At 65.5% G+C, this 20,219-nt stretch carries 19 protein-coding genes; 9 read left to right on the top strand and 10 right to left on the bottom strand.

Going from position 1 to position 20,219, the window contains the following annotated elements:
- The first annotated feature begins 120 nt into the window (after positions 1 to 120).
- The 4 genes from recF (at position 121) to GDR53_RS08205 (ending at position 5,403) form a co-directional block, all read left to right on the top strand.
- Positions 121 to 1,233, top strand: coding sequence for a DNA replication/repair protein RecF (gene recF / locus GDR53_RS08220; RefSeq protein ID WP_193337572.1), 1,113 nt, complete (start codon positions 121 to 123; stop codon positions 1,231 to 1,233).
- Positions 1,234 to 1,335: 102 nt separating this feature from the next.
- Positions 1,336 to 3,789 (top strand): DNA topoisomerase (ATP-hydrolyzing) subunit B, encoded by a 2,454-nt coding sequence (gyrB, locus tag GDR53_RS08215; RefSeq protein ID WP_193337571.1) that lies wholly within the window; start codon positions 1,336 to 1,338, stop codon positions 3,787 to 3,789.
- Between the two features lie 179 nt (positions 3,790 to 3,968).
- Positions 3,969 to 4,256, top strand: coding sequence for a type II toxin-antitoxin system HicB family antitoxin (locus tag GDR53_RS08210; RefSeq protein ID WP_193337570.1), 288 nt, complete (start codon positions 3,969 to 3,971; stop codon positions 4,254 to 4,256).
- Between the two features lie 124 nt (positions 4,257 to 4,380).
- The gene (locus GDR53_RS08205) at positions 4,381 to 5,403 is read left to right on the top strand and encodes an LLM class flavin-dependent oxidoreductase (protein ID WP_193337569.1); all 1,023 of its coding nucleotides are present in this window, start codon (positions 4,381 to 4,383) and stop codon (positions 5,401 to 5,403) included.
- Here the strand turns inward: GDR53_RS08205 and arsK are convergent.
- From arsK to GDR53_RS08185, 4 genes are read right to left on the bottom strand one after another with little or no spacing between them, the layout of a single operon-like run.
- Positions 5,354 to 6,589, bottom strand: coding sequence for an arsenite efflux MFS transporter ArsK (gene arsK / locus GDR53_RS08200; protein WP_193337568.1), 1,236 nt, complete (start codon positions 6,587 to 6,589; stop codon positions 5,354 to 5,356). The genes GDR53_RS08205 and arsK overlap by 50 nt on opposite strands.
- A gap of 43 nt (positions 6,590 to 6,632) precedes the next feature.
- Complete coding sequence (locus GDR53_RS08195) at positions 6,633 to 6,935, bottom strand: ArsR/SmtB family transcription factor (protein ID WP_232846761.1); 303 nt, start codon at positions 6,933 to 6,935, stop codon at positions 6,633 to 6,635.
- 57 nt (positions 6,936 to 6,992) lie between these two features.
- Complete coding sequence (locus GDR53_RS08190) at positions 6,993 to 7,523, bottom strand: hypothetical protein (protein ID WP_193337566.1); 531 nt, start codon at positions 7,521 to 7,523, stop codon at positions 6,993 to 6,995.
- A 2-nt stretch (positions 7,524 to 7,525) separates the two neighbouring features.
- Positions 7,526 to 8,014: an Lrp/AsnC family transcriptional regulator gene (locus GDR53_RS08185; protein ID WP_193337565.1), complete on the bottom strand. Its 489-nt coding sequence runs from the start codon at positions 8,012 to 8,014 to the stop codon at positions 7,526 to 7,528.
- Between GDR53_RS08185 and GDR53_RS08180 the strand changes: the two genes are divergently transcribed.
- Together GDR53_RS08180 and GDR53_RS08175 are read left to right on the top strand one after the other, a co-directional pair.
- Entirely contained in the window at positions 8,006 to 9,382 is a 1,377-nt protein-coding gene (locus GDR53_RS08180) for a D-amino acid dehydrogenase (protein ID WP_332872444.1), read from the top strand. The genes GDR53_RS08185 and GDR53_RS08180 overlap by 9 nt on opposite strands.
- A 239-nt stretch (positions 9,383 to 9,621) precedes the next feature.
- Complete coding sequence (locus GDR53_RS08175) at positions 9,622 to 12,246, top strand: transglycosylase domain-containing protein (protein WP_193337564.1); 2,625 nt, start codon at positions 9,622 to 9,624, stop codon at positions 12,244 to 12,246.
- Between the two features lie 60 nt (positions 12,247 to 12,306).
- Here the strand turns inward: GDR53_RS08175 and GDR53_RS08170 are convergent, their stop codons facing one another.
- The 4 genes from GDR53_RS08170 to GDR53_RS08155 form a co-directional block, all read right to left on the bottom strand.
- Entirely contained in the window at positions 12,307 to 12,990 is a 684-nt protein-coding gene (locus GDR53_RS08170; protein ID WP_193337563.1) for a L,D-transpeptidase, read from the bottom strand.
- A 61-nt stretch (positions 12,991 to 13,051) separates the two neighbouring features.
- The gene (locus GDR53_RS08165) at positions 13,052 to 13,447 is read right to left on the bottom strand and encodes a hypothetical protein (RefSeq protein ID WP_193337562.1); all 396 of its coding nucleotides are present in this window, start codon (positions 13,445 to 13,447) and stop codon (positions 13,052 to 13,054) included.
- Positions 13,448 to 13,462: 15 nt separating this feature from the next.
- Positions 13,463 to 14,194 (bottom strand): M48 family metallopeptidase, encoded by a 732-nt coding sequence (locus GDR53_RS08160; RefSeq protein WP_193337561.1) that lies wholly within the window; start codon positions 14,192 to 14,194, stop codon positions 13,463 to 13,465.
- Positions 14,195 to 14,358: 164 nt separating this feature from the next.
- Positions 14,359 to 14,853 (bottom strand): DUF2852 domain-containing protein, encoded by a 495-nt coding sequence (locus GDR53_RS08155; protein ID WP_193337560.1) that lies wholly within the window; start codon positions 14,851 to 14,853, stop codon positions 14,359 to 14,361.
- Between the two features lie 145 nt (positions 14,854 to 14,998).
- On the opposite strand from GDR53_RS08155, the gene GDR53_RS08150 reads away from it, so the two are divergent.
- Together GDR53_RS08150 and GDR53_RS08145 are read left to right on the top strand one after the other, a co-directional pair.
- Entirely contained in the window at positions 14,999 to 16,309 is a 1,311-nt protein-coding gene (locus tag GDR53_RS08150; protein ID WP_193337559.1) for an ActS/PrrB/RegB family redox-sensitive histidine kinase, read from the top strand.
- Positions 16,310 to 16,360: 51 nt separating this feature from the next.
- Positions 16,361 to 16,912 carry an ActR/PrrA/RegA family redox response regulator transcription factor gene (locus GDR53_RS08145; protein WP_193337558.1) on the top strand — a complete coding sequence of 184 codons (552 nt, stop codon included), beginning with the start codon at positions 16,361 to 16,363 and terminating at the stop codon, positions 16,910 to 16,912.
- A gap of 68 nt (positions 16,913 to 16,980) precedes the next feature.
- On the opposite strand, the gene GDR53_RS08140 is transcribed toward GDR53_RS08145, so the two are convergent.
- Positions 16,981 to 17,328 (bottom strand): DUF1428 domain-containing protein, encoded by a 348-nt coding sequence (locus tag GDR53_RS08140; RefSeq protein WP_193337557.1) that lies wholly within the window; start codon positions 17,326 to 17,328, stop codon positions 16,981 to 16,983.
- Between the two features lie 115 nt (positions 17,329 to 17,443).
- Between GDR53_RS08140 and GDR53_RS08135 the strand changes: the two genes are divergently transcribed.
- Positions 17,444 to 19,084 carry an MBL fold metallo-hydrolase RNA specificity domain-containing protein gene (locus GDR53_RS08135; protein WP_193337556.1) on the top strand — a complete coding sequence of 547 codons (1,641 nt, stop codon included), beginning with the start codon at positions 17,444 to 17,446 and terminating at the stop codon, positions 19,082 to 19,084.
- On the opposite strand, the gene GDR53_RS08130 is transcribed toward GDR53_RS08135, so the two are convergent.
- Positions 19,050 to 20,216, bottom strand: coding sequence for an MFS transporter (locus tag GDR53_RS08130; RefSeq protein ID WP_193337555.1), 1,167 nt, complete (start codon positions 20,214 to 20,216; stop codon positions 19,050 to 19,052). The genes GDR53_RS08135 and GDR53_RS08130 overlap by 35 nt on opposite strands.
- Positions 20,217 to 20,219 lie beyond the last annotated feature (3 nt).

Here is a 20,219-nt window from a genome sequence, read left to right as displayed (position 1 = left end):
CACCCTCGGGCTTGACCCGAGGGCTCTTCACTTGCAGATGCAAGTTAAGGGCAACACCCTCGGGTCGAGCCCGAGGGTGACGGGCGGTGGGTTGAACGACATGATGGCCGGCAAACACATATGATCCGCCACCTCTCCCGCCTGCGCCTCACCGCCTTCCGCAATTATGCCGCGGCCGCGCTCGATCTCGATTCCCGCCACGTGGTGCTGACCGGGCCCAATGGTGCCGGCAAGACCAACTTGTTGGAAGCCATTTCGCTGCTTTCGCCGGGCCGCGGCCTGCGCCGCGCCAGCTTCGATACCGTGCAGGCCCAAGGCACCGATATCGGCTGGGCGGTGGCGGCAACCGTGGAAACCGCTGACGGTCCCGCCGATATCGGCACCGGCGCCTTGCCCGATGGCGGCCGGCGCGTGCGCATCAATGGCGCCAATGCCCGCTCCATCGAGGCCATGAGCGACTATCTGCGCGTGCTCTGGCTCACCCCCGCCATGGATGGCCTGTTCTCGGGCCCGGCAGGCGACCGGCGCCGCTTTCTCGATCGCCTGGTGACCACGCTCATCCCCAGCCATTCGGCGGCCGTCAGCGACTACGACAAGGCCTTGCGTCAGCGCAACCGGCTGCTCGAGGACCATGGCGACGCCGCCTGGCTCAGTGCCATCGAGGCGCAACTGGCCGAGCTGGGCGCCTCCATCCACCTGGCGCGCACCGATAGTCTCACCCATCTGCAGGCGCTGATCGGCCAAAGTCTGGACGATGCCAGCTTCCCGGCCGCCCAGCTGGCGCTGACGCGGCTGTTTGAAGATGGCGACGAGCCGGCCTCATCGGCGGCGCTGGAGGCCGCCCTGGCCGATGCCTGGCGGGCCAGCCGCAGCCGCGATCGCGCCGCCGGGCGGGCGCTGGTGGGGCCGCATCGCGTCGATCTCGAGGTCACCTATGCGCAAAAGGGCATGCCGGCCGCCCTGGGCTCCACCGGCGAACAGAAGGCGCTGCTGATCGGGCTGATCCTGGCGCATGCGCGGCTGGTCAAGCTGCGCACCGCCATCACCCCCTTCCTGCTGCTCGACGAGATCGCCGCCCATCTCGATCCGGATCGTCGCCGGGCCCTGTTTGCCGCCCTCGATGGCCTGGGCACGCAGTGCTTTCTGACTGGCACAGACCGCGTGCTGTTTGAGGCTTTGGGCAGCCGCGCCCAGGCCATTACCGTGCGCGATGGTCGCCTGCAGCACGACTAGGGTAAAACCGGGCTCCACGGCCCTGAAAACGGCCATTTTGCTTGGGGATACCACCCCGTTCCGTTAGAACAAATGCACTCTGAAACGACTGATTCGGACCCCATGACCGATAGCGAAACTCCCGTCCCCGAAGAATATGGCGCCGACAGCATCAAGGTGCTGCGTGGTCTTGATGCGGTGCGCAAGCGACCCGGCATGTATATCGGCGATACCGATGACGGTTCGGGCCTGCATCACATGGTCTACGAGGTGGTCGACAATGCCATCGACGAGGCGCTGGCGGGCCATGCCGACCTGGTGACGGTGACGCTCAATGCCGACGGTTCGGTCACCGTCATCGACAATGGCCGCGGCATTCCCACCGGCATCCATACCGAAGAGGGCATCTCAGCGGCCGAGGTCATCATGACCCAGCTCCATGCGGGCGGCAAATTCGACCAGAACTCCTACAAGGTCTCGGGCGGCCTGCATGGCGTGGGCGTCTCGGTGGTCAACGCGCTCTCGGCCTGGCTCAAGCTCAAGATCCGCCGCGACGGCGAGATCCACGAAATGAGCTTCACCCATGGCGATTCCGACGCGCCGCTGGTGCAGATCGACAGCTATGTCGAGAACAAGACGCCGGGCACCTATGAAGGCCGCAGCGGCACCGCCATCACCTTCTTCCCGTCCGACCAGACCTTCACCATGGTCGAGTTCGATTTCAAGACGCTTGAGCATCGCCTGCGCGAGCTCGCCTTCCTCAATTCGGGCGTGCATATCCTGCTCAACGACAATCGTCATCCTGAGCCGGTCAGTGTCGATCTCTACTACGAGGGTGGCCTCGAAGCCTTCGTCCAATATCTCGACAAGTCCAAGCTGGCGGTGATCGACAAGCCCATCACCATGATATCAGAGAAGGACGGCATCACCGTCGAGGTCGCGCTGCAGTGGAACGACAGCTACCACGAAAACGTGCTGTGCTTTACCAACAATATCCCCCAGCGCGACGGCGGCACCCATCTGGCTGGCCTGCGCGGCGCGCTGACACGCCAGGTCACCGCCTATGCCGAAAGCTCGGGCATCGCCAAGCGCGAAAAGGTGTCGCTGACCGGCGATGACACGCGCGAAGGCCTGACCTGCGTGCTCTCCGTCAAGGTGCCCGACCCCAAATTCTCGAGCCAGACCAAGGACAAGCTGGTCTCCTCAGAAGTCCGCCCCGTGGTGGAAAACATCGTCAATGACAAGCTCGGCCAGTGGTTCGAAGAGCACCCGGCCGAAGCCAAGGTCATTGTCGGCAAGGTGGCCGAGGCCGCCGCCGCCCGCGAGGCCGCCCGCAAGGCGCGCGAACTGACCCGCCGCAAGGGCGCGCTCGAAATCTCGTCCTTGCCGGGCAAGCTGGCCGACTGCCAGGAACGCGATCCTGCCAAGTCCGAAATCTTCATCGTCGAGGGCGATTCCGCCGGTGGCTCCGCCAAGCAGGGCCGCGACCGCTCCAACCAGGCCGTACTGCCGCTGCGCGGCAAGATCCTCAATGTCGAGCGCGCCCGCTTTGACCGCATGATCAGCTCCGACCAGGTCGGCACGCTGATCACCGCTCTGGGCACCGGCATCGGCCGCGAAGAGTTCAATGTCGACAAGCTGCGCTACCACAAGATCATCATCATGACCGATGCTGACGTGGACGGCGCCCATATCCGCACGCTGCTGCTGACGTTTTTCTATCGCCAGACGCCCGAACTACTTGAGCGCGGCCATATCTACATCGCCCAGCCGCCGCTCTACAAAGCCACGCGCGGCCGCTCCGAGCAATATCTCAAGGACGAGCGGGCGCTCGAGGACTATCTTCTCGACTATGGCCTCGAAGACGCCGTGTTCAAGACCCAGCACGGCATCGAGCATGCCGGCGCCGATCTGATGGGCATCCTCCAGCAGGCCCGCGACATCGTCAAAGCCATCGACAATCTCAATACGCGCTATAATCGCAGCCTGGTCGAACAGGCCGCCATTGTCGGCGCGCTTGACCCCGAGGGCCTGAGCGACCCCGCCCGCATCGACAAGACCATGGACCGCGTCGCCAACCGGCTGGACCGCATTTCCGACGAGCTTGAGCGCGGCTGGTCCGGCGTCATCACCGACGAAGAGGGCCTGGCCTTCTCGCGCACCGTGCGCGGCGTGACCGAGACCCACCAGCTCGACAAGGCCCTGCTGCAGAGCGCCGATGCCCGCAAGCTGCGCCAGCTGGCGGCCCGTCTGGACGAGATCTATGGCGGCGTCCCCACGCTCACCCGCAAGGACGAGACGACGCAGATCTTCGGTCCTGCCAGCCTGTTCAAGACCGTCACCGATGCCGGTCGCAAGGGCGTGTCGCTGCAGCGGTACAAGGGTCTGGGCGAAATGAACGCCTCCCAGCTCTGGGAAACCACGCTCGACCCCAATGCCCGCACCCTGCTCAAGGTCGAGGTCACCCAGACCGACGAAGCCGACCAGATCTTTACCGCCCTGATGGGCGACCTGGTCGAGCCGCGCCGCGAATTCATCCAGGACAATGCGCTCAGCGTGAGCAATCTGGACGTCTGAGAGCCGGCCGCAGGCAAAATCGCTCCGGTGGAGCGATTTTAGGCGAGCAGGCCATGAGACCTGTGGTCGAATGGCAGCCGGCCCTCGCTCCCTCCCACAAAGGAAGGATGTCGACCGCTGGTCGCGGCAGCGTAGCATCCGTTCGATCTATCGGCAGGCAGGCTGGGACAGCGAGACCGATGCGTGACCTCCACTACATTGCCCTGATCCACAAGGAGCCCGAGTCCGGCTATGGCGTGTCATTTCCCGATCTGCCCGGGGTGATTGCGGTCGCTACCACGCTTGATGATGCCATCGCGGAAGCGGCCTCGGTGCTGGCTTTTTCCTTCGAGGACTGGCCTGGTGAGAGGCCTCACCCGCGGACCCTGGAGATGCTACGCCAGGATCCTGACTTCCGATCGGCTTCGGCAGATGCGGTGGTGGCGGTTATCCGCCCGTCCGCCGAATACTATCACGCCGCCGAGTAACCGGCGGCGATCGTTCACCCCAACAGACCGGATAGTTCGGACAAACGGCCTTTACCCGGTGCCGGGCCGTACCTAGTTAAGGCACGCTGCGCCACCCATGGCGTCACCTACCCAGGCAATTTCCATGAAAAACATCGGTTTCCTTTCCTTCGGCCATTGGTCGCCCTCGCCGCAATCGGGCACCCGCTCGGCCGGCGATGCGCTGTTGCAGTCCATCGACCTGGCCGTGGCGGCGGAGGAACTGGGGGCCGACGGCGCCTATTTCCGCGTGCATCACTTCGCCCGACAGCTCGCCTCGCCCTTTCCGCTGCTGGCCGCCGTCGGTGCCAGGACCAAAAAGATCGAGATCGGCACCGCCGTCATCGACATGCGCTACGAAAACCCGCTCTACATGGCCGAGGACGCCGGCGCCGCCGACCTGATTTCAGGCGGCCGGCTGCAGCTGGGCATCAGCCGCGGCTCGCCCGAACAGGTGATCGAGGGCTATCGCTATTTCGGCTATGCCCCGGCCGAAGGGCAGACCGATGCCGACATGGCGCGCGGCCAGACCGAGGTGCTGCTCGACGTGCTCAAGGGCAATGGCTTTGCCGAGCCCAATCCCAGCCCGATGTTTCCCAATCCGCCGGGCAAGCTGCGGCTGGAGCCCTATGCGCCTGGCCTGCGCGAACGCATCTGGTGGGGCTCGGCCACCAATGACACCGCCATCTGGGCGGCCAAGCTGGGCATGAACCTGCAGAGCTCGACGCTCAAATTCGATGAATCAGGCAAGCCCTTCCACATCCAGCAGGCCGAGCAGATTCGCGCTTACCGTGCCGCCTGGAAAGAGGCCGGCCATGCCCATGAACCGCGCGTCTCGGTGAGCCGCTCGATCTTTGCTCTGGTCAATGACATGGACCGCGCCTATTTCGGCAGCGGGCGTCCCGAGCAGGACCAGTTCGGCTATATCGAGCCGGAAAAGCGCGCCGTCTTTGGCCGCGGCTATACCGCCGAACCCGAGGCGCTGATCAAGCTACTGGCCGAGGACGAGGCCATTGCCGAGGCCGATACCCTGCTGCTCACCGTGCCCAACCAGCTCGGCGTCGACTACAACGCCCATGTCATTGAGTCGATCCTGACGCTTGTGGCGCCGGCACTGGGCTGGCGCTAGGTCCGCGCGTCAGCCAGCCGATCCCGGCAAAGGCGAGCACGGCCATGACGCCCGCCGCCGCTGCCAGCAGCAGGGCGGGCGCTGTGCCCAGCAATGTGGCCAGCAGCGAGAACAGGAACGGCGCCAGTGCCGAGGCCAGCTGCCGCCCGGCATTGACCAGGCCCAGCCGCGCGCCATAGCCCGTCGTGCCGAACAGGGTCAGCGGCAGCGTGCCACCGACAATGCTGAACAGGCCCGAGCCCAAGCCGAACAGCACGGCAAAGGCCATGGCGCCCCAGGGCGAGGGCGCGGTGAGCACTAGCACCAGCACGCCCAGCGGCATCAGCCCGGCAGCGATCACCGCCAGCCAGGGCTGCGGCAAGCCGCTGCCCCAGCCCATATTGACCACGCGGCTCAGCACCTGGGCCGGGCCGAACAGAGCCGCCACCGCGACCCCGGCCGTGCCGATCCCCAGCCCGGCCAATATGCCCACCATATGCATCAACACCGATGCGGCCAGCACCCCGGTCAGCGCAAAGCCGGCCAGCATCAGCCAGCCCAGTGTCCGCGCCTGAGCCGGCTTGGCCAGGCCAGCCAGTACGGTGGGCACGCGCCCAGCGGCCCGGCTCTGCCGCATATGGCCGGCGATTGCGAAATGCAGCGGGACGCAGGCCACCAGATTGAGCCCGGCAAAGACGAGATAGGTGCCGCGCCAGCCCAGCTGCGCCACGAGGAAAGTGGTCAGCGGCCAGAACAGCGTCGAGGCAAAGCCGGCAATCAGTGTTAGATGCACGATCTGCCGCTGCGCGCCGGCGCCAGCGATCTGTGCCAGCGCGGCAAAGGCGAGCGGATAGAGCACGAAGGCGGCGGCCAGTTCGATGGCAAACAGCGCTGCGGTGAAAGCCGGACCATTGGGTGCCAGGGCGCAGAGCACCAGCGCTACCGAAGCAGCCAGCGAACCCAATCCCATCATCGGCCCGGCGCCATGCCGGTCGGCCAGCCGTCCCGCCCAGGGGGCCACCGCGCCACTGAGCAGCAGCGAGGCGGCCAGCGCGGCATAGAGCGCCGCCTCCGGCCAACCGAAACTGGCCGCCAGATGCGGCGCCAGCGGGCCAAAGCTGTAGTAGAGCGTGCCATAGCCGATCACCTGGGTGAGGCCCAGGCCCCAGATCAGCCAGGCCGGTGCCCGCGGTGCGATAATGGTCATTTCGGTGCTGCCGGAAAGATGGAAATGGGGATCACAGGAAAATTCAGGCGGCCGTCTCTGCTCGGGCATCGGCACAGCACTGGCTGGAGAGGAAATCCACCAAGCCGTCCATCGCCGCAAAGTTGGCGCGGCAGATCAGCTGGGTGCCCTGCCGGTCCTGGCTGACGAGGTCCACGCCCACCAGCCGGTGCAGGTGATGCGACAGCGTCGAGGCCGGAATGCTCAGCCCGGCCTGCAGCCCGCCTACGGGCAGCCCGTTCGGTCCGGCCCGCACCAGCAGGCGATAGGCTGCCAGCCTTGTGGGATTACCCAGGGCTTCGAGCTGGCGAGCACTGTCTTCGAGCATGGTCGACCTCATCGCGCTATTTCGATATCTATCGAACAAGCAGATGACAGGGCGATGTCAGGGCAGAGAATAGGGCGACTGCCCGCAATTGCTGGCAGCCCAATAGCCATCGACGGGCGTGAACCGGCCGGTCGCTGACTGCTCGATCTGGGCCGCAAAGGCCATGGCCTGGCACTCGTCGCGCCCGGCAACGACGTGCACCATTTCATGCAGCACGGTGAGCACGCGCAATGCGTCGGCGCCCGACGTGAAGAATTGCGGGCACAGCACCAGCGGCAGGCGGCCATTCTCCGGCGGCATGCGCACAAAGGCGGCATAGCGGCTGCACGAGCCGGTTGGCTCGCTGCGGATCTGCAATTCGACCTGAATGTCGCCACCCCAGACCAGGCTTGAAAACGGCTGCAGCCGCAAGGCCGCATGATAGGCCGCGACATCGACGCCGAACGCACTGGCATCCAGCGCCGGCAAGGCCCGCTCCGCCTGCGCCAGCGCCGTCGCCAGGGCGCGGTCGAGCAGGGCCTGATCGTCCGCCCTTGCGCCGAGCGTGAGGCAGCACAGCGCCGTGGCGACCGCGATGCGCAAGACCATGCTCAATTGCGTACCGGCCGCAGCACATTGCGGATGGCAAAGCTGGACTGGATGCGGGTCACGCTGGGCAGGCGCGACAGCACTTCGGTATGCAGCCGCTCGTAATCGGCCACGCTTGAGGCCTCTACCCGCACTAGATAGTCGGTCAGGCCCGCCATCAGATAGCATTCGCGCACCTCGGCGCAGCCGCGCAGCGCCTGCTCGAAGCGCCGCAGCACGTCATCGGTCTGCCGCTCCAGCGTGATCTGCACGATGGCCACGATGGTCTCGCCCGTGCTCGGCTCGTCGACAATGGCCGTATAGCCGCGGATCACCCCGCTGGTCTCGAGTTCGCGCATCCGCCGCAAGCAGGCCGAGGGGGACAGGCCCACCGCCGTGGCCAGGCTGGCATTGCTGATCCTGCCATCCCGGCGCAGCTGGGCAACGATGGCTTGGTCAATCCGGTCCATCACGACAACTTTCTGCACAATGGCCGCACGATCGTGCGTCATACTCGCATTGTTGCAATATTCATCCAACAAAGCGAAGGACATTTCATCGCTTCTGCGCCAGAATTAAGGCTTGATGACGGGCCATCGGGTCCGGCGGCGCAGTGGATGGCAAGCATGCGGGTGATCGTTCTGGGCGGCGGCGTGATCGGGGTGACCACGGCCTATTATCTGGCCAGGGCCGGTCATCAGGTCACGGTGCTCGAGCGCCAGGACGGCGTGGCGCTGGAAACCAGCTTTGCCAATGCCGGCGAGATCTCCCCCGGCTATTCCTCGCCCTGGGCCGGCCCCGGCATTCCGCGCAAGGCGCTCAAATGGCTGTTCATGGAACATGCCCCGCTCATCGTGCAGCCACGGCTCGACGCCGCGACCATAAAGTGGTGCCTCGCCATTCTGCGCAACTGCACGCTGGCGCGCTACCAGCTCAACAAGTCGCGCATGATGCGACTGGCCGAATATAGCCGCGACCAGCTCGTTGCCCTGCGTGCCGATACCGGGATCGAATACGATCACCGCAGCCAGGGCACGCTGCAGCTGTTCCGCACCGAAAAGCAGGTCGAGGGCGCGCACAAGGATACCGAAGTGCTGGCGGCCGATGGCGTAGCCTTCGAAGTTCTCGATGCCGCCGGCTGCATTGCCGCCGAACCCGGCCTGGTCGGGGCGCGCGACCGCATTGCCGGCGGCCTGCGCCTGCCGCATGACGAGACCGGCGATTGCTTTGTCTTTACCACCAAGCTGGCCGACATGGCCCGTGCCCTGGGCGTCGAGTTCCGTTTTGGTGTCACCATCGATGGCCTCATCACCGAGGGCGACAAGGTCCGCGCCATCCGCAGCTCGGTCGGCGAGCTGGAGGCCGACATTTTCGTCGGCGCGCTGGGCAGCTTTACCCCGGCTCTGGTCAAGCCGCTCGGGCTCGATGTGCCGGTCTATCCGGTCAAGGGCTATTCCATCACCGTGCCGGTCGTTCACGCCGATCGCGCGCCGGTTTCCACCGTGCTCGACGAGAGCTACAAGGTGGCGGTGACCCGGCTGGGCGACCGCATCCGCGTCGGCGGCATGGCCGAAATCGCCGGCTTCGACACGACCCTGCATGAGCGCCGTCGCAAGACGCTCGAACATGTGGTCACCGACCTTTATGGCGATGCCGGCGATGTCAGCCAGGCCAGCTTCTGGACCGGGCTGCGGCCGATGACGCCCGACGGTACGCCGGTCGTGGGCCCGACGCGCTACGCCAATTTCCATCTCAATACCGGCCATGGCACGCTGGGCTGGACCATGGCTTGCGGCTCGGCCCGGGTGCTGGCCGACCAGATCAGCGGCATCGCCCCCGAGATCGATACCCATGATCTGGGCCTGGCGCGCTACGCCTGACACGCTGCCTGGCAGCCCTGGCTGTGACCGCCGCGCAACAGCCGCACCGCCACAGGCAAACACCCATAAACCAGCCACATTTTACCCTGAGAAGCTTGGCCGTGATCGCGTGGTCAGCGCCTTATGGACGCCAGGCCGCGAGTCGGTCACGATTGCTCGGCGGGAACTGCTCACCCCTGGTTTCCCATTGGCGTGGAACCGGGTAGAAGCGGCCAAAGGCACTTCTGTAGGTTCGCTTGATGGATTTTCGCATTTCCGCCGATGACCGCGTTGGCGGCCAGCCCAAAAAGCCGAGCCAGCCCCGCTCGCCTGCTGCCGCCAAGGGCGGCCGGGTGGAGCCTGTCATGGGCTCGTCCGCCAAGGGCCAGTCGGTCGGCGGCTTCAGCTTGGACGAGCGCCCAGCCGGCGGCTCGGGCAATGGTCCCAAGGGGGGCGGCAAGCCGCCCCGGCGCGGCAAGGCCAGCACGGCGCGGGCCAAAAAGCCGCGCAAGTCGCGCAGCGGCGGTTTTCTCATGGGCCTGCTTTGGTGGGGCTTTGTCGCCTCGCTCTGGGTCGGCATCGGCATTATCGGCATCATCGTCTATTACGGCGCCCAGCTGCCCTCGTCCAATACCTGGGCCATTCCCGATCGCCCGCCCAATATCCGCATCCTGGCCGCCGATGGCACCCTGCTGTCCAATCGCGGCCAGACTGGCGGCGAGGCGGTGACCTATCGCGAACTGCCCTATTACGTACCAGCCGCCTTCATCGCCAGCGAAGACCGTCGTTTCATGAGCCATTTCGGCGTCGATCCGATCGGCATGGCCTCGGTGGTGCTCGAAATGGTCAAGGCGCGCGGCATGACCCGTGGCGCCTCCACCATCACCCAGCAGGTGGCCAAGAACCTCTTCCTCACCCCCGACCAGAATCTGGGCCGCAAGGTCCAGGAAGCCATTCTCGCGGTCTGGCTGGAACAGAACTATACCAAGGAAGAAATCCTCGAACTCTATATGAACCGCGTCTATTTCGGCGCCGGGGCAACGGGTATCGAGGCGGCGGCGCAGACCTATTTCGGCGTCTCGGCGCGCAACCTGTCGCTCGGCCAGGCGGCCATGCTGGCCGGCATCCTGCCCGCACCCTCGGCCTATAATCCCAAATCCAGTCCCGAACGCGCCATCCAGCGCCAGCGCCTGTCGCTGAACGCCATGGCCGAAGAGGGCTATATCACCGCCGAAGAGGCCGCCGCCGCCCAGATCGATCCCAATCAGAGCGTGCGCACCCGCGTCGCCGGCTCGGAATCCTATGTGGCCGACTGGGTCGAAAGCCTGATGACAGCCTATATCGGCGACATCGAAAGCGATGTGATCGTCCAGACCACCATCGATTACAAGATGCAGAAGGACTCCGAGTTCATCGTCAAGGAACAGGTAGCTGCCGAAGGCGCCAATCGTGGCTTTTCCCAGGGCGCCCTGGTGGCCATGGATGTCGACGGCAAGGTCCGCGCCATGGTGGGCGGCGTCGACTACCAGGCCAGCCAGTATAACCGTGCCGTCACGGCCAAGCGCCAGCCCGGCTCGACCTTCAAGCCCTTCGTCTATCTGGCGGCCATGGAGAAGGGCTATACGCCCGACACGCTCGCCGAAGACGCCCAGTTTGACTACAATGGCTGGAGCCCGCGCAATGCCACCGGCAAATATGCCGGTACGGTCACCCTGCGCCAGGGCCTGGCCTATTCGATCAATACCATTGCGGCGCGCCTGGCCATCGACGTCACGCCTGCTGCGGTGGTCGATGTGGCCACCCGCATGGGCATTTCCTCCCCGCTCGAGGCCGTGCCCTCGATTGCCCTGGGCACCCAGGAAGTCAATCTGCTCGAGCTGACCGCGGCCTATGCGCCCTTCGGCAATGGTGGCAATGGCGTCATCCCCAATGTCATCACCACCATCCAGTCCACCAGTGGCGACATGCTCTATGAGGCCTCCGATGCCGGCCCCGGTCGCGTCATCGCCCCCGAAGTGCTGGCGCAGATGGACGACATGCTGCGCACCGCCGTCGAGGTGGGCACCGGCAAGCGCGCCAATGTCGGCGGCTGGGATTTTGGCGGCAAGACCGGCACCACCCAGGATGCCAAGGACGCCCTCTTCATCGGCTTTACCTCGGCCATGGTCACTGGCGTCTGGCTGGGCAATGACAATGCCACCAAGACCACCCTGTCGGGCGGCAATGTGCCGGCCACCATCTGGTCCGAATTCATGACCAAGGCGCATGAGGGCAAGCAGATCGCCCCCATTCCAGGCGGTAGTAACCAGGGCCAGCTGGCCGCTCAGCAGGTCATCGACCCGGCCACCGGCCAAGTGGTGATCGATCCCGCTACCGGCCAGCCCCAGGTGCAATATGTCGACGCCGCCACCGGCCTGCCGGTGCAGACCATGACTGACCCGGCCACGGGCCAGCAGGTGGTGATTGATCCCGCCACCGGTCAGCCCATGGGCGCCCAGCCGATCCAGGGCCAGCCGCTGGCGCCGGCCGGGGCGACCCCGGCCGCTGGTGGCATGCTGGTCGATGCCAATGGCCAGCAGATCGATCCGGCAACCGGCATGCCCGTGGGTCAGGTGATCACCGATCAGGCGATCGACCCGGTCACCGGACTGCCGCTGCAGGCCCAGAGCAATGGCGTGGGGCCCGCCCCCATCGATCCGAGCACCGGCCTGCCCATGGTGCTGGTCATCGATCCCGCGACGGGCCAGCAGGTCTGGGTGCCCAGCGCCCCGGCCCAGCAGCAGGGCATCCAGCCGCCGGCCGCCTTGGGCCAGCCCGTGCCCATCGAAAATCCAAACAGCCAGCGCACGCTGATGGACCTGATCTTTGGCGGGCAGGAAAACTAGCCTGCCGCCGTCCGGCGACTGCGAACCAAAAAGGGCCGCCCCATGGGGCGGCCCTTTAGTTTACTGCAGCACCACGATCGGGCTACCCCAGGTCACCCGGTCGTAGAGATCGATGACGTCCTGGAACAGCAGCCGCACGCAGCCGCTCGAAACCGCCTTGCCGATCGTGCTCACATCCATATTGCCGTGGATGCGGTAGATCGTGTCGACATTGCCCTTGTGGATATAGAGCGCCCGCGCGCCCAGCGCATTGTCGAGCCCGGGCGGCTGGCCGTTCCGGTAGATTTCGAGCTCGGGCTGGCGGTCGACCATTTCGCCGGGTGGCGTCCAGACCGGCCATTTGCGGCCATAGGCGATATGGCCCCGGCCGCTCCAGGCAAAGCCGTCCCGGCCGATCCCCGCGCCATAGCGCATGGCCCGCCCATCGGGCATGGTCCAGTACAAGAAGCGGTTGGGCGTATCGACTACCACGGTGCCTTCGGGCTCGCCCGTGACATTGGCCACTTCCTGGCGCCAGAACATCGGATCGAGCTGGGCGATCGGGGCGGCGGGGACGGGAAATTCCTCGTCGAGCCGCGGGCCGTACATGGCCAGCACGTCGATCGGCACCACCACGGGTTCCGGCATGGTTTCGGTATGGCGCGACCCTGTCGTGGTGCAACCGGCAAGAGCAAGAGCACCCGCACTGGCCAGGCCAGCCATGACGGCGCGACGCGACAAGGTCGCGTTCAAAGCAATAGACATATGAATAATCCTTACCCCGTCAAACGGGGCGCTGAGCACAATGGGGATGAGGCGGGCGTGCTCAGGCGGCTCGCGGTGGTCGCAGCAGGCGCTCGCCCAGCCAAGGTGTCAGCTGGTCATGCAGCGCTGCCAGTGGCGAATCGCCTTCGGGCGCTCCAGGCAGGACGGGTGCCATGGTGGTGGTTATGGCATTGTGCGGGCCGCAGGGCAGGAAAATGCCCGACCCCAGATCGATTTCGCCGCGCTGGATATGGACCATCACCGGAATGGCCACATTGTCGCTGTTCACGTGATTGAGCACCACGATGGGCGTGCTGACATAGCGATGCGCATGCGCTGTCGTCATCCCGGCAAGGGATGCGACGGCAAAGACCAGAGCGATGAGGACGACGAGGCGCTGCATACTGAGGTGATAGCGGCGCGAATGCGGCAGCATGGTGGCCGTAGCCGGGCTCACGCCCCGCCGTGGCGGCTAGCGTGCCATTAGCGCGCGACCGTGTGCTTCTAGCCACGCCCGACCCTTGTCCATCTCGGGCAGGGTACGCTTGACCGTGGCCCAGAAGGCGGCCGAATGGTTCATCTCCACCAGGTGGGCCACCTCATGGGCGGCGACATAGTCGAGCACGAAGGGCGGCGCCATGATCAGCCGCCAGTTGTAGTTGATGGTGCCCGACGATGAGCACGAGCCCCAGCGGGTGGCCTGGCTGCGCATGCGGATGGTTTTGACCGTCACCCCGAGCCGCGCCGCATGCAGGGCGCTGGCTGCGCTCAGATCGGCATGCGCCTCGTCCTTGAGCCAGTCGGTCAGCCGCCGCGCCTGGTTCGCGGGCTCGCCCGGCACCAGCAACACCATCTCGCCATCGTCCTCGGCCAGCTCTACCCGCCCGCGCAGCTTGCCGGTGCCGATGATGCGGTGGTCGACGCCCCGCAGCGGCACCACGCCGCCATCGGCAAAGCTGCTCGCCGGCGGCGCCCGCTTGATTCGGGCGGCCAGCCAGTTGTGCTGGCGAGCCAGGAAGGCTTCCGCCTCGCTCCATTTGCCATGTGGCGGCAGGGTCAGCAGCGGCCCCCCGCTGGCGGGTAGCGACAGCCGATAGCTCCGCGCCCGCGCATTGATGCGCACGCTGACGCTGACCGGCTCGCCATCAATGCTGATGGTGGTGCTGGTCGGAATCTTGGGCTGGCTGCGGAAGAACAGGTTCATGGAAACTCGGTGAATCGCTGCGGCGAGCATAGCGGGAATTTGCCACGCCCAGGCAGATATGCGGACAAAAAAAGCGCCCAGTTGAGTGCGCTAGGGTTGTCGTTGGGAACGACAGGCTTTGGAAGGAGGCGGCGACGCGGGGGCGCGTCGCCGGATAGGCGGGCTTAACCGTTATTGTTGGTCCAGCCATTGTTGTTCTGGTCGCCATTGTTCTGCTCGGGCTTGTTGTCGCCAAAGCCCTGGCGCGAACCGCGGCGCTCGTTCATGAAGCGGTCGAACTCTTCGCGATCCTTGGCCTTGTTGAGGTTGGCCATGTATTCGTGGAAGGCGTCGATTTCGGCATCGAGACGGGCGCGCTCTTCCTCGAGGCGCTTGAGCTGTTCGGCGCGATAGTCGTCAAAGGCTGCATTGCCGCTCGAGTTCATGCCATAGCTCCGGTGGTTGTTGGTCCAGTTGCGGTGGGCGCCCTTGTTGGAGGTGCACCAGGCGCGGCCCTTGTTGAAATACGCCTGGGCCTTTTCCGGCGAGCCGCCGAACTTTTCGCCCCACATTATATAGCCGAGCACGGCCAAGCCGAGCGGCCAGAAGATGATGAAGCCCATTACCATGAGCGCGATGGTCAAAGGTGACCATTGTGGTTTGATGATTGCTGTGGTCATTTCCGTTACTTTCTCCCAGTCACGATGTGCAATACGTGGCCCGCCCCGGGTCAGGATCAAGCATGTGCCTGAGCAAAAATGGCCCTTGAATGACGATTTTTTCTCCCCATAGCGCAGCCCGTTTTTACTCGCCGCAGGTGCTCTCATGGCGCTGACCCAGGCCGATGGGCTGCCGCTGCCCTCCACCTGGCGCCCTTTGCGCCTGCAGACCCTGGTGCTGCTGCGCTGGCTGGCGGTGGGCGGCCAGGCCATCGGCGTGCTGTTCGTTGCCTTCGGTCTGGGCTTTCCGCTGCCCCTGCTGGAATGCTTTGCCCTGATAGCGCTCTCGGCCGCGGTCAATCTCTGGCTGGTTCTGCGTTTTGGCGCCGCCTACCGGCCCAGCTCGGCCTTTGCCGCCAGCCAGATCGCCTTTGATCTCTGCCAGCTCGGTGGCCTTTTGGCGCTGACTGGCGGGCTGCAGAACCCGTTCTCGCTGCTGCTGCTGGCGCCGGTATCGGTCTCGGCCACCACCCTGCCGCAGCGCGCCACCTTTTTCATCGCTCTGCTCGCCGCCCTCATCGCCTCTGTCCTGTCCGTCTGGCACCTGCCGCTGCCCTGGGATCCGCTCGAGCGCATTGTCTTTAATCGCATCTATGTCATCGGCATCTGGGTCTCGATCATCTGCGGCGTGGTCTTCATCTCCGCCTATACCAACCGCGTTGCCCATGATGCGCGCCAGATCGCCGATGCCCTGGCCGCCACCGAACTGGCTTTGTCGCGCAAGGAACAGCTCTCGGCCCTCGATGGCCTGGCCGCCGCCGCCGCCCATGAGCTGGGTACCCCGCTCTCCACCATCGCCCTTGCCGCCAAGGAGATGCGCGCCGACGCCCCGCCCGGTAGCGATCTGGCCGATGATGTCGAATTGATTATCGCCCAGGCAGCGCGTTGTCGCGCCATCCTCGCCAAGCTGCGCAATCTGGGCAATGAGGGCGGCGATCCCTTTGCCGCCGTGCCCATCACCGACCTGCTGGCGGAGGTGGCCCGCCCGCATGAGGCCCATGGCAAGGCGATCCTGTTCTATTACGAGCGCGCCGCCGGTCCGCCCCCGGTCTTCACCCGCAATGTCGGCCTGCTCTATGGCCTGGGCAATCTCATCGAAAACGCGGCCGATTTCGCCCGCCAGACCGTGCGCATCGAGGCCGGCTGGGATCGCGACAGCATTTCGGTGACGATCACCGATGACGGGCCCGGCTTTGCGCCCGAACTGATCGCCCGTCTGGGCGAGCCCTATCTCACCAGCCGCCCGCGCGATCCCCAGGGTCCCGATGCCAGCCAGCCCGGTGGTCTTGGCCTCGGCGTCTTCATCGCCAAGACCCTGCTCGAGCGGGCCGGCGCCCGCCTTGCCTTCCACAATATTGCCCCCGAAGGCCATGCCCAGGTGCGCATTGTCTGGCCGCGGGACCGCGTCGAGCCATAGATCCAGCGCGCGGCTTTTGACGTATCAATGCCAACAGCCTATGGGAAAGTCATGAGCACGATCGAAGACCTTCTCGCCACCGACCCCAGCCTCCTGCTTGTGGATGACGATGTGGCCTTTCTGCAGCGCCTCGAACGCGCCATGACGCGTCGCGGCTTTGAAGTCCGCATTGCCGGCAGCGTCGCCGAGGGCCTCGCCGCCGTCGCCGAACAGCCACCCGCCTATGCGGTGGTCGACCTGCGTCTTGAAGACGGCAACGGCCTTGAAGTCGTGTCGGCACTGCACCAGAAGCGCGCCGATGCCCGCGCCGTGGTACTCACGGGCTATGGCAATATCGCCACTGCCGTCACCGCGGTGAAGCTGGGCGCGGTGGATTATCTCAGCAAGCCCGCCGATGCCGACGACGTCATCAATGCCCTGTTGGCCACCGGCGAGGACAAGCCCGAGCCGCCGGAAAACCCGATGTCGGCCGATCGCGTGCGCTGGGAACATATCCAGCGCGTCTATGAACTGTGCGACCGCAACGTCTCAGAGACGGCGCGCCGGCTCAACATGCACCGCCGCACCCTGCAGCGCATCCTGGCCAAGCGCGCCCCGCGCTGAACGCTCTAGGTATTTGATCTGTCGCGTTTTCGAACCGCAAAAGTGGAGACACTTTTGCCGAAAACGCTCTAGGCGATGAACAGCGTTTCGAACCCGCCATAGATCAGGCGGCCCATGTCGAAGGGCATCTGCATGGCCCCCATTTCGGGGTCCTCCATCATCTTCTTCTGCACCACGTCGCGGGTGGCCTTGTCGGGATACTCGATCCAGGAAAAGACGATGGCCTCGTCCGCCTTGGCCGCGACGGCCCGGCGGAAATCGGTGACCTTGCCGTCGGCCACATCATCCTCCCAGTTCTCCACCACGCGCGTTGCGCCCCATTCCAGGAACATGGTCGCGGCCTGCCGGGCCATCTCGCTATAGGCTTCCTTATTGGCCTTTGGCACGGCAGCCACGAATCCATCGATATAGGTCATCGTCGATCTCCTTGTGTTTGCTTGCTATTTGCGATCGCCTTGCAGCGTCCGTCTCGACAACGACGAATTGCCGGCGCTTACTTCGACGGACCAGCCAGACAATCAGGAACCCGCCATGACCGTCACCCTGCATTTCCACGGCGCGGCCGGAACCGTAACCGGCTCCTGCTATCGCGTCGAGCATCCGGGCGGCCAGTTCCTGGTCGATTGCGGCCTGTTCCAGGGCAATCGCAGCGTGCGCGCGCTCAACCTCAAGCCGACCCCCTTTGATCCCAAGGCCATCGACTTCCTGCTGCTCACCCATGCCCATATCGACCATGTGGGCCTCTTGCCCAAGCTTTACGCAGAGGGTTGGCGCGGCCCGGCCTGGATGACCGAACCCACCTCCGGCCTGCTCGAATACATGCTGCCCGACAGCGCCGGCATTCAGGAAAGCGAAGCCGAGCGCGCCGGCCGCCGCGGCGATGAACCGGTCAAGCCGCTCTACGGCATGGCCGACGCCGAGGAGGCGCTGCGGCACCGCCAGACCTGCCGCTACGAGCAGTGGATCGAGCCCGGCCCGGGCGTCCGCGCCCGCTACTGGAATGCCGGCCATATCATCGGCTCGGCCTCCATCGAGGTCGAGGTCATGGATGGCGACAAGCCGGTGCGGCTGATGTTTTCCGGCGATATCGGGCCCGACGAGAAGGTGTTCTACGGCAATCCCGAGGGCCCGGCCGGCTTTGACTACATCCTCTGCGAATCCACCTATGGCGGGCGCGAGCGCGATGACTATACCCTGCTGCAGCGCCGCGAGGCCCTGCGGGTCGAGATCAACACCGCCTTGGCGCGTGGCGGCAACCTGGTCATTCCCACCTTTGCCGTCGAGCGCAGCCAGGAACTGCTGCACGATATCGGCTTTCTCATCAAATCGGGCGCCATCAATCCGCAGCTGGTCTTTCTCGACAGCCCGCTCGCCAGCAAGGTGACCGGCGTCTATCGCAAATATGCCCGCATGTTCGAGGATGTCGAACTGGGCGCCGACGAGCTGTTCAACGATCCTCGCTTCCGCATCATCGAATCGGTGGCCGACAGCCAGGCCATCAATGCCATTCGTGGCGGCGCCATCATCATGAGCGCCTCGGGCATGTGCGATGCCGGGCGCATAAAGCACCATCTGCGCGCCAACCTGATCCGCCGCGACGCCACGGTGCTGTTTGTCGGCTATCAGGCGCCCGGCACGCTGGGCCATGTCATCCTGACCGGCGCCAAGCAGGCCCGCATCCATGGCCGGCTGGTGCCGATCCGCGCCACCATTCGCGCCCTGGGCAATTACTCCGCCCATGCCGACCATTCCGAACTGATGGCCTGGATCAAGGCGCGCCTGCCCGCCCATGGGGCGATCTTTCTCACCCATGGCGAAGACGAGGAGCGCATGGCGCTCCGTGACGCCCTGATGGCCACCGGCATTGCGGCCGATCAGCTCATCCTGCCCCAGCTCGATGACTATTTCGAGCTGACCGCCATCGGCATAGCCGGCAAGGCCCAGCCCGCCACAAGGCGCATCGATCCCCACCAGGTCCACACCGACTGGCACAATGAGTTTTCCGATTTCACCATCAGGCTCAGCCAGCAGCTGCAGGCCCTCGGCGATGAGGAGAAACTGGCCATGATGCAGGCGCTGCAGCACCAGCTTTCCACATTGGGGGCGCCGTCCTCGCCGGGCCACCGGCCGACCCCGATTACCCCCGTGGAGACCCAGTCACTGGACGAGTAGGCGTCAGCTTTCCTGCCATCAGCCAGGTCAGCGCCAGCAGCGGCAGCAGCATGGCAAAGGCGGTCCGCAGGTCGAAGGCCTCGGCCACCGTGCCGATCAGCACCGGTGCGCCCAGATTGACCAGCTGGAAGATCAGCGTGGTGGCGGCGACATTTTCCGAGGCCGGGCGGTCACCCAGCCGCGCCGCCGCCGATAGCATCAGCGGATAGAGCACACAGATGCCAAGGCCGACGAGGCCAAAGCCGCCCAGAGCCGCCCAGGCATTGGGGGCGACCACCAGCAGCACGAGGCCGGCAATGGCGATGCTGGCCAGCGCCCGCGCCACGCGCACCGGCCCGAACCGGTCGATCCAGCGGTCGGCCAGCAGCCGGCCCACTGACATGGTCACCAGCAGCGCGGGCAGGGCCAGCGACTCGATCCAGGCCGCGACCTCGAAACTGTCGCGCAGATAGATGATCGACCAGGCCCGTGCCGCCCCTTCCGAGAGGCCAGCGCCCAGCCCGAAGGCCACCAGGCCCAGGGTGGCCAGGGTCGGCCATGCGAGGCGCCGCTTGTTATCGCCGGCATGGGCGCGTGCCGGGGTGACGGGCATGGGCGCCACCACCACCGCGATCAGCACGCCCACCACCGGCACCAGCGCCCAAAGGTGCATCCAGGGGGCCACATCAAGGCCGCGCAGGGCCGCGCCCAGCAGCGAGGTCACCAGAAAGCCGATGCTCCAGGCGCCGTGGCAGGTATTCATGATCCGCGCCCCCGATGCGGCTTCGATCCGGTCTGCCTCGACATTGATGGCGATATTGGTCAGCGAAAAGCCGACGCCATTGACGGCCAGCAGCCCGAACATGGCGATCGCATTGGGGATCACGGTGATCATGGCGGCGCTGACCGTCACTAGTGGCATCATCACCAGAATGACCAGCCGCGGGCTGAAGCGTTCGATAATGCGGCTGGCGAACAGGAACATGCTGAGCGCGCCCAGCGGCTGGCCGATCAGCACTAGGCCGAGCTGGGCCTCGCTCAGCCCGAGCGCCAGCTGGATGTCGGGAATGCGGGTGTGGATGGCGCCCAGCGCCAAAGCATGCACGAAGAACAGCGCGACGATGCGCCAGCGGATGTTGGAGGCGGAACTCAAGGC

Source organism: Devosia beringensis (assembly GCF_014926585.1).
GTDB classification, from domain to species: domain Bacteria; phylum Pseudomonadota; class Alphaproteobacteria; order Rhizobiales; family Devosiaceae; genus Devosia; species Devosia beringensis.
This window is presented reverse-complemented; position numbering and strand designations above follow the sequence as displayed.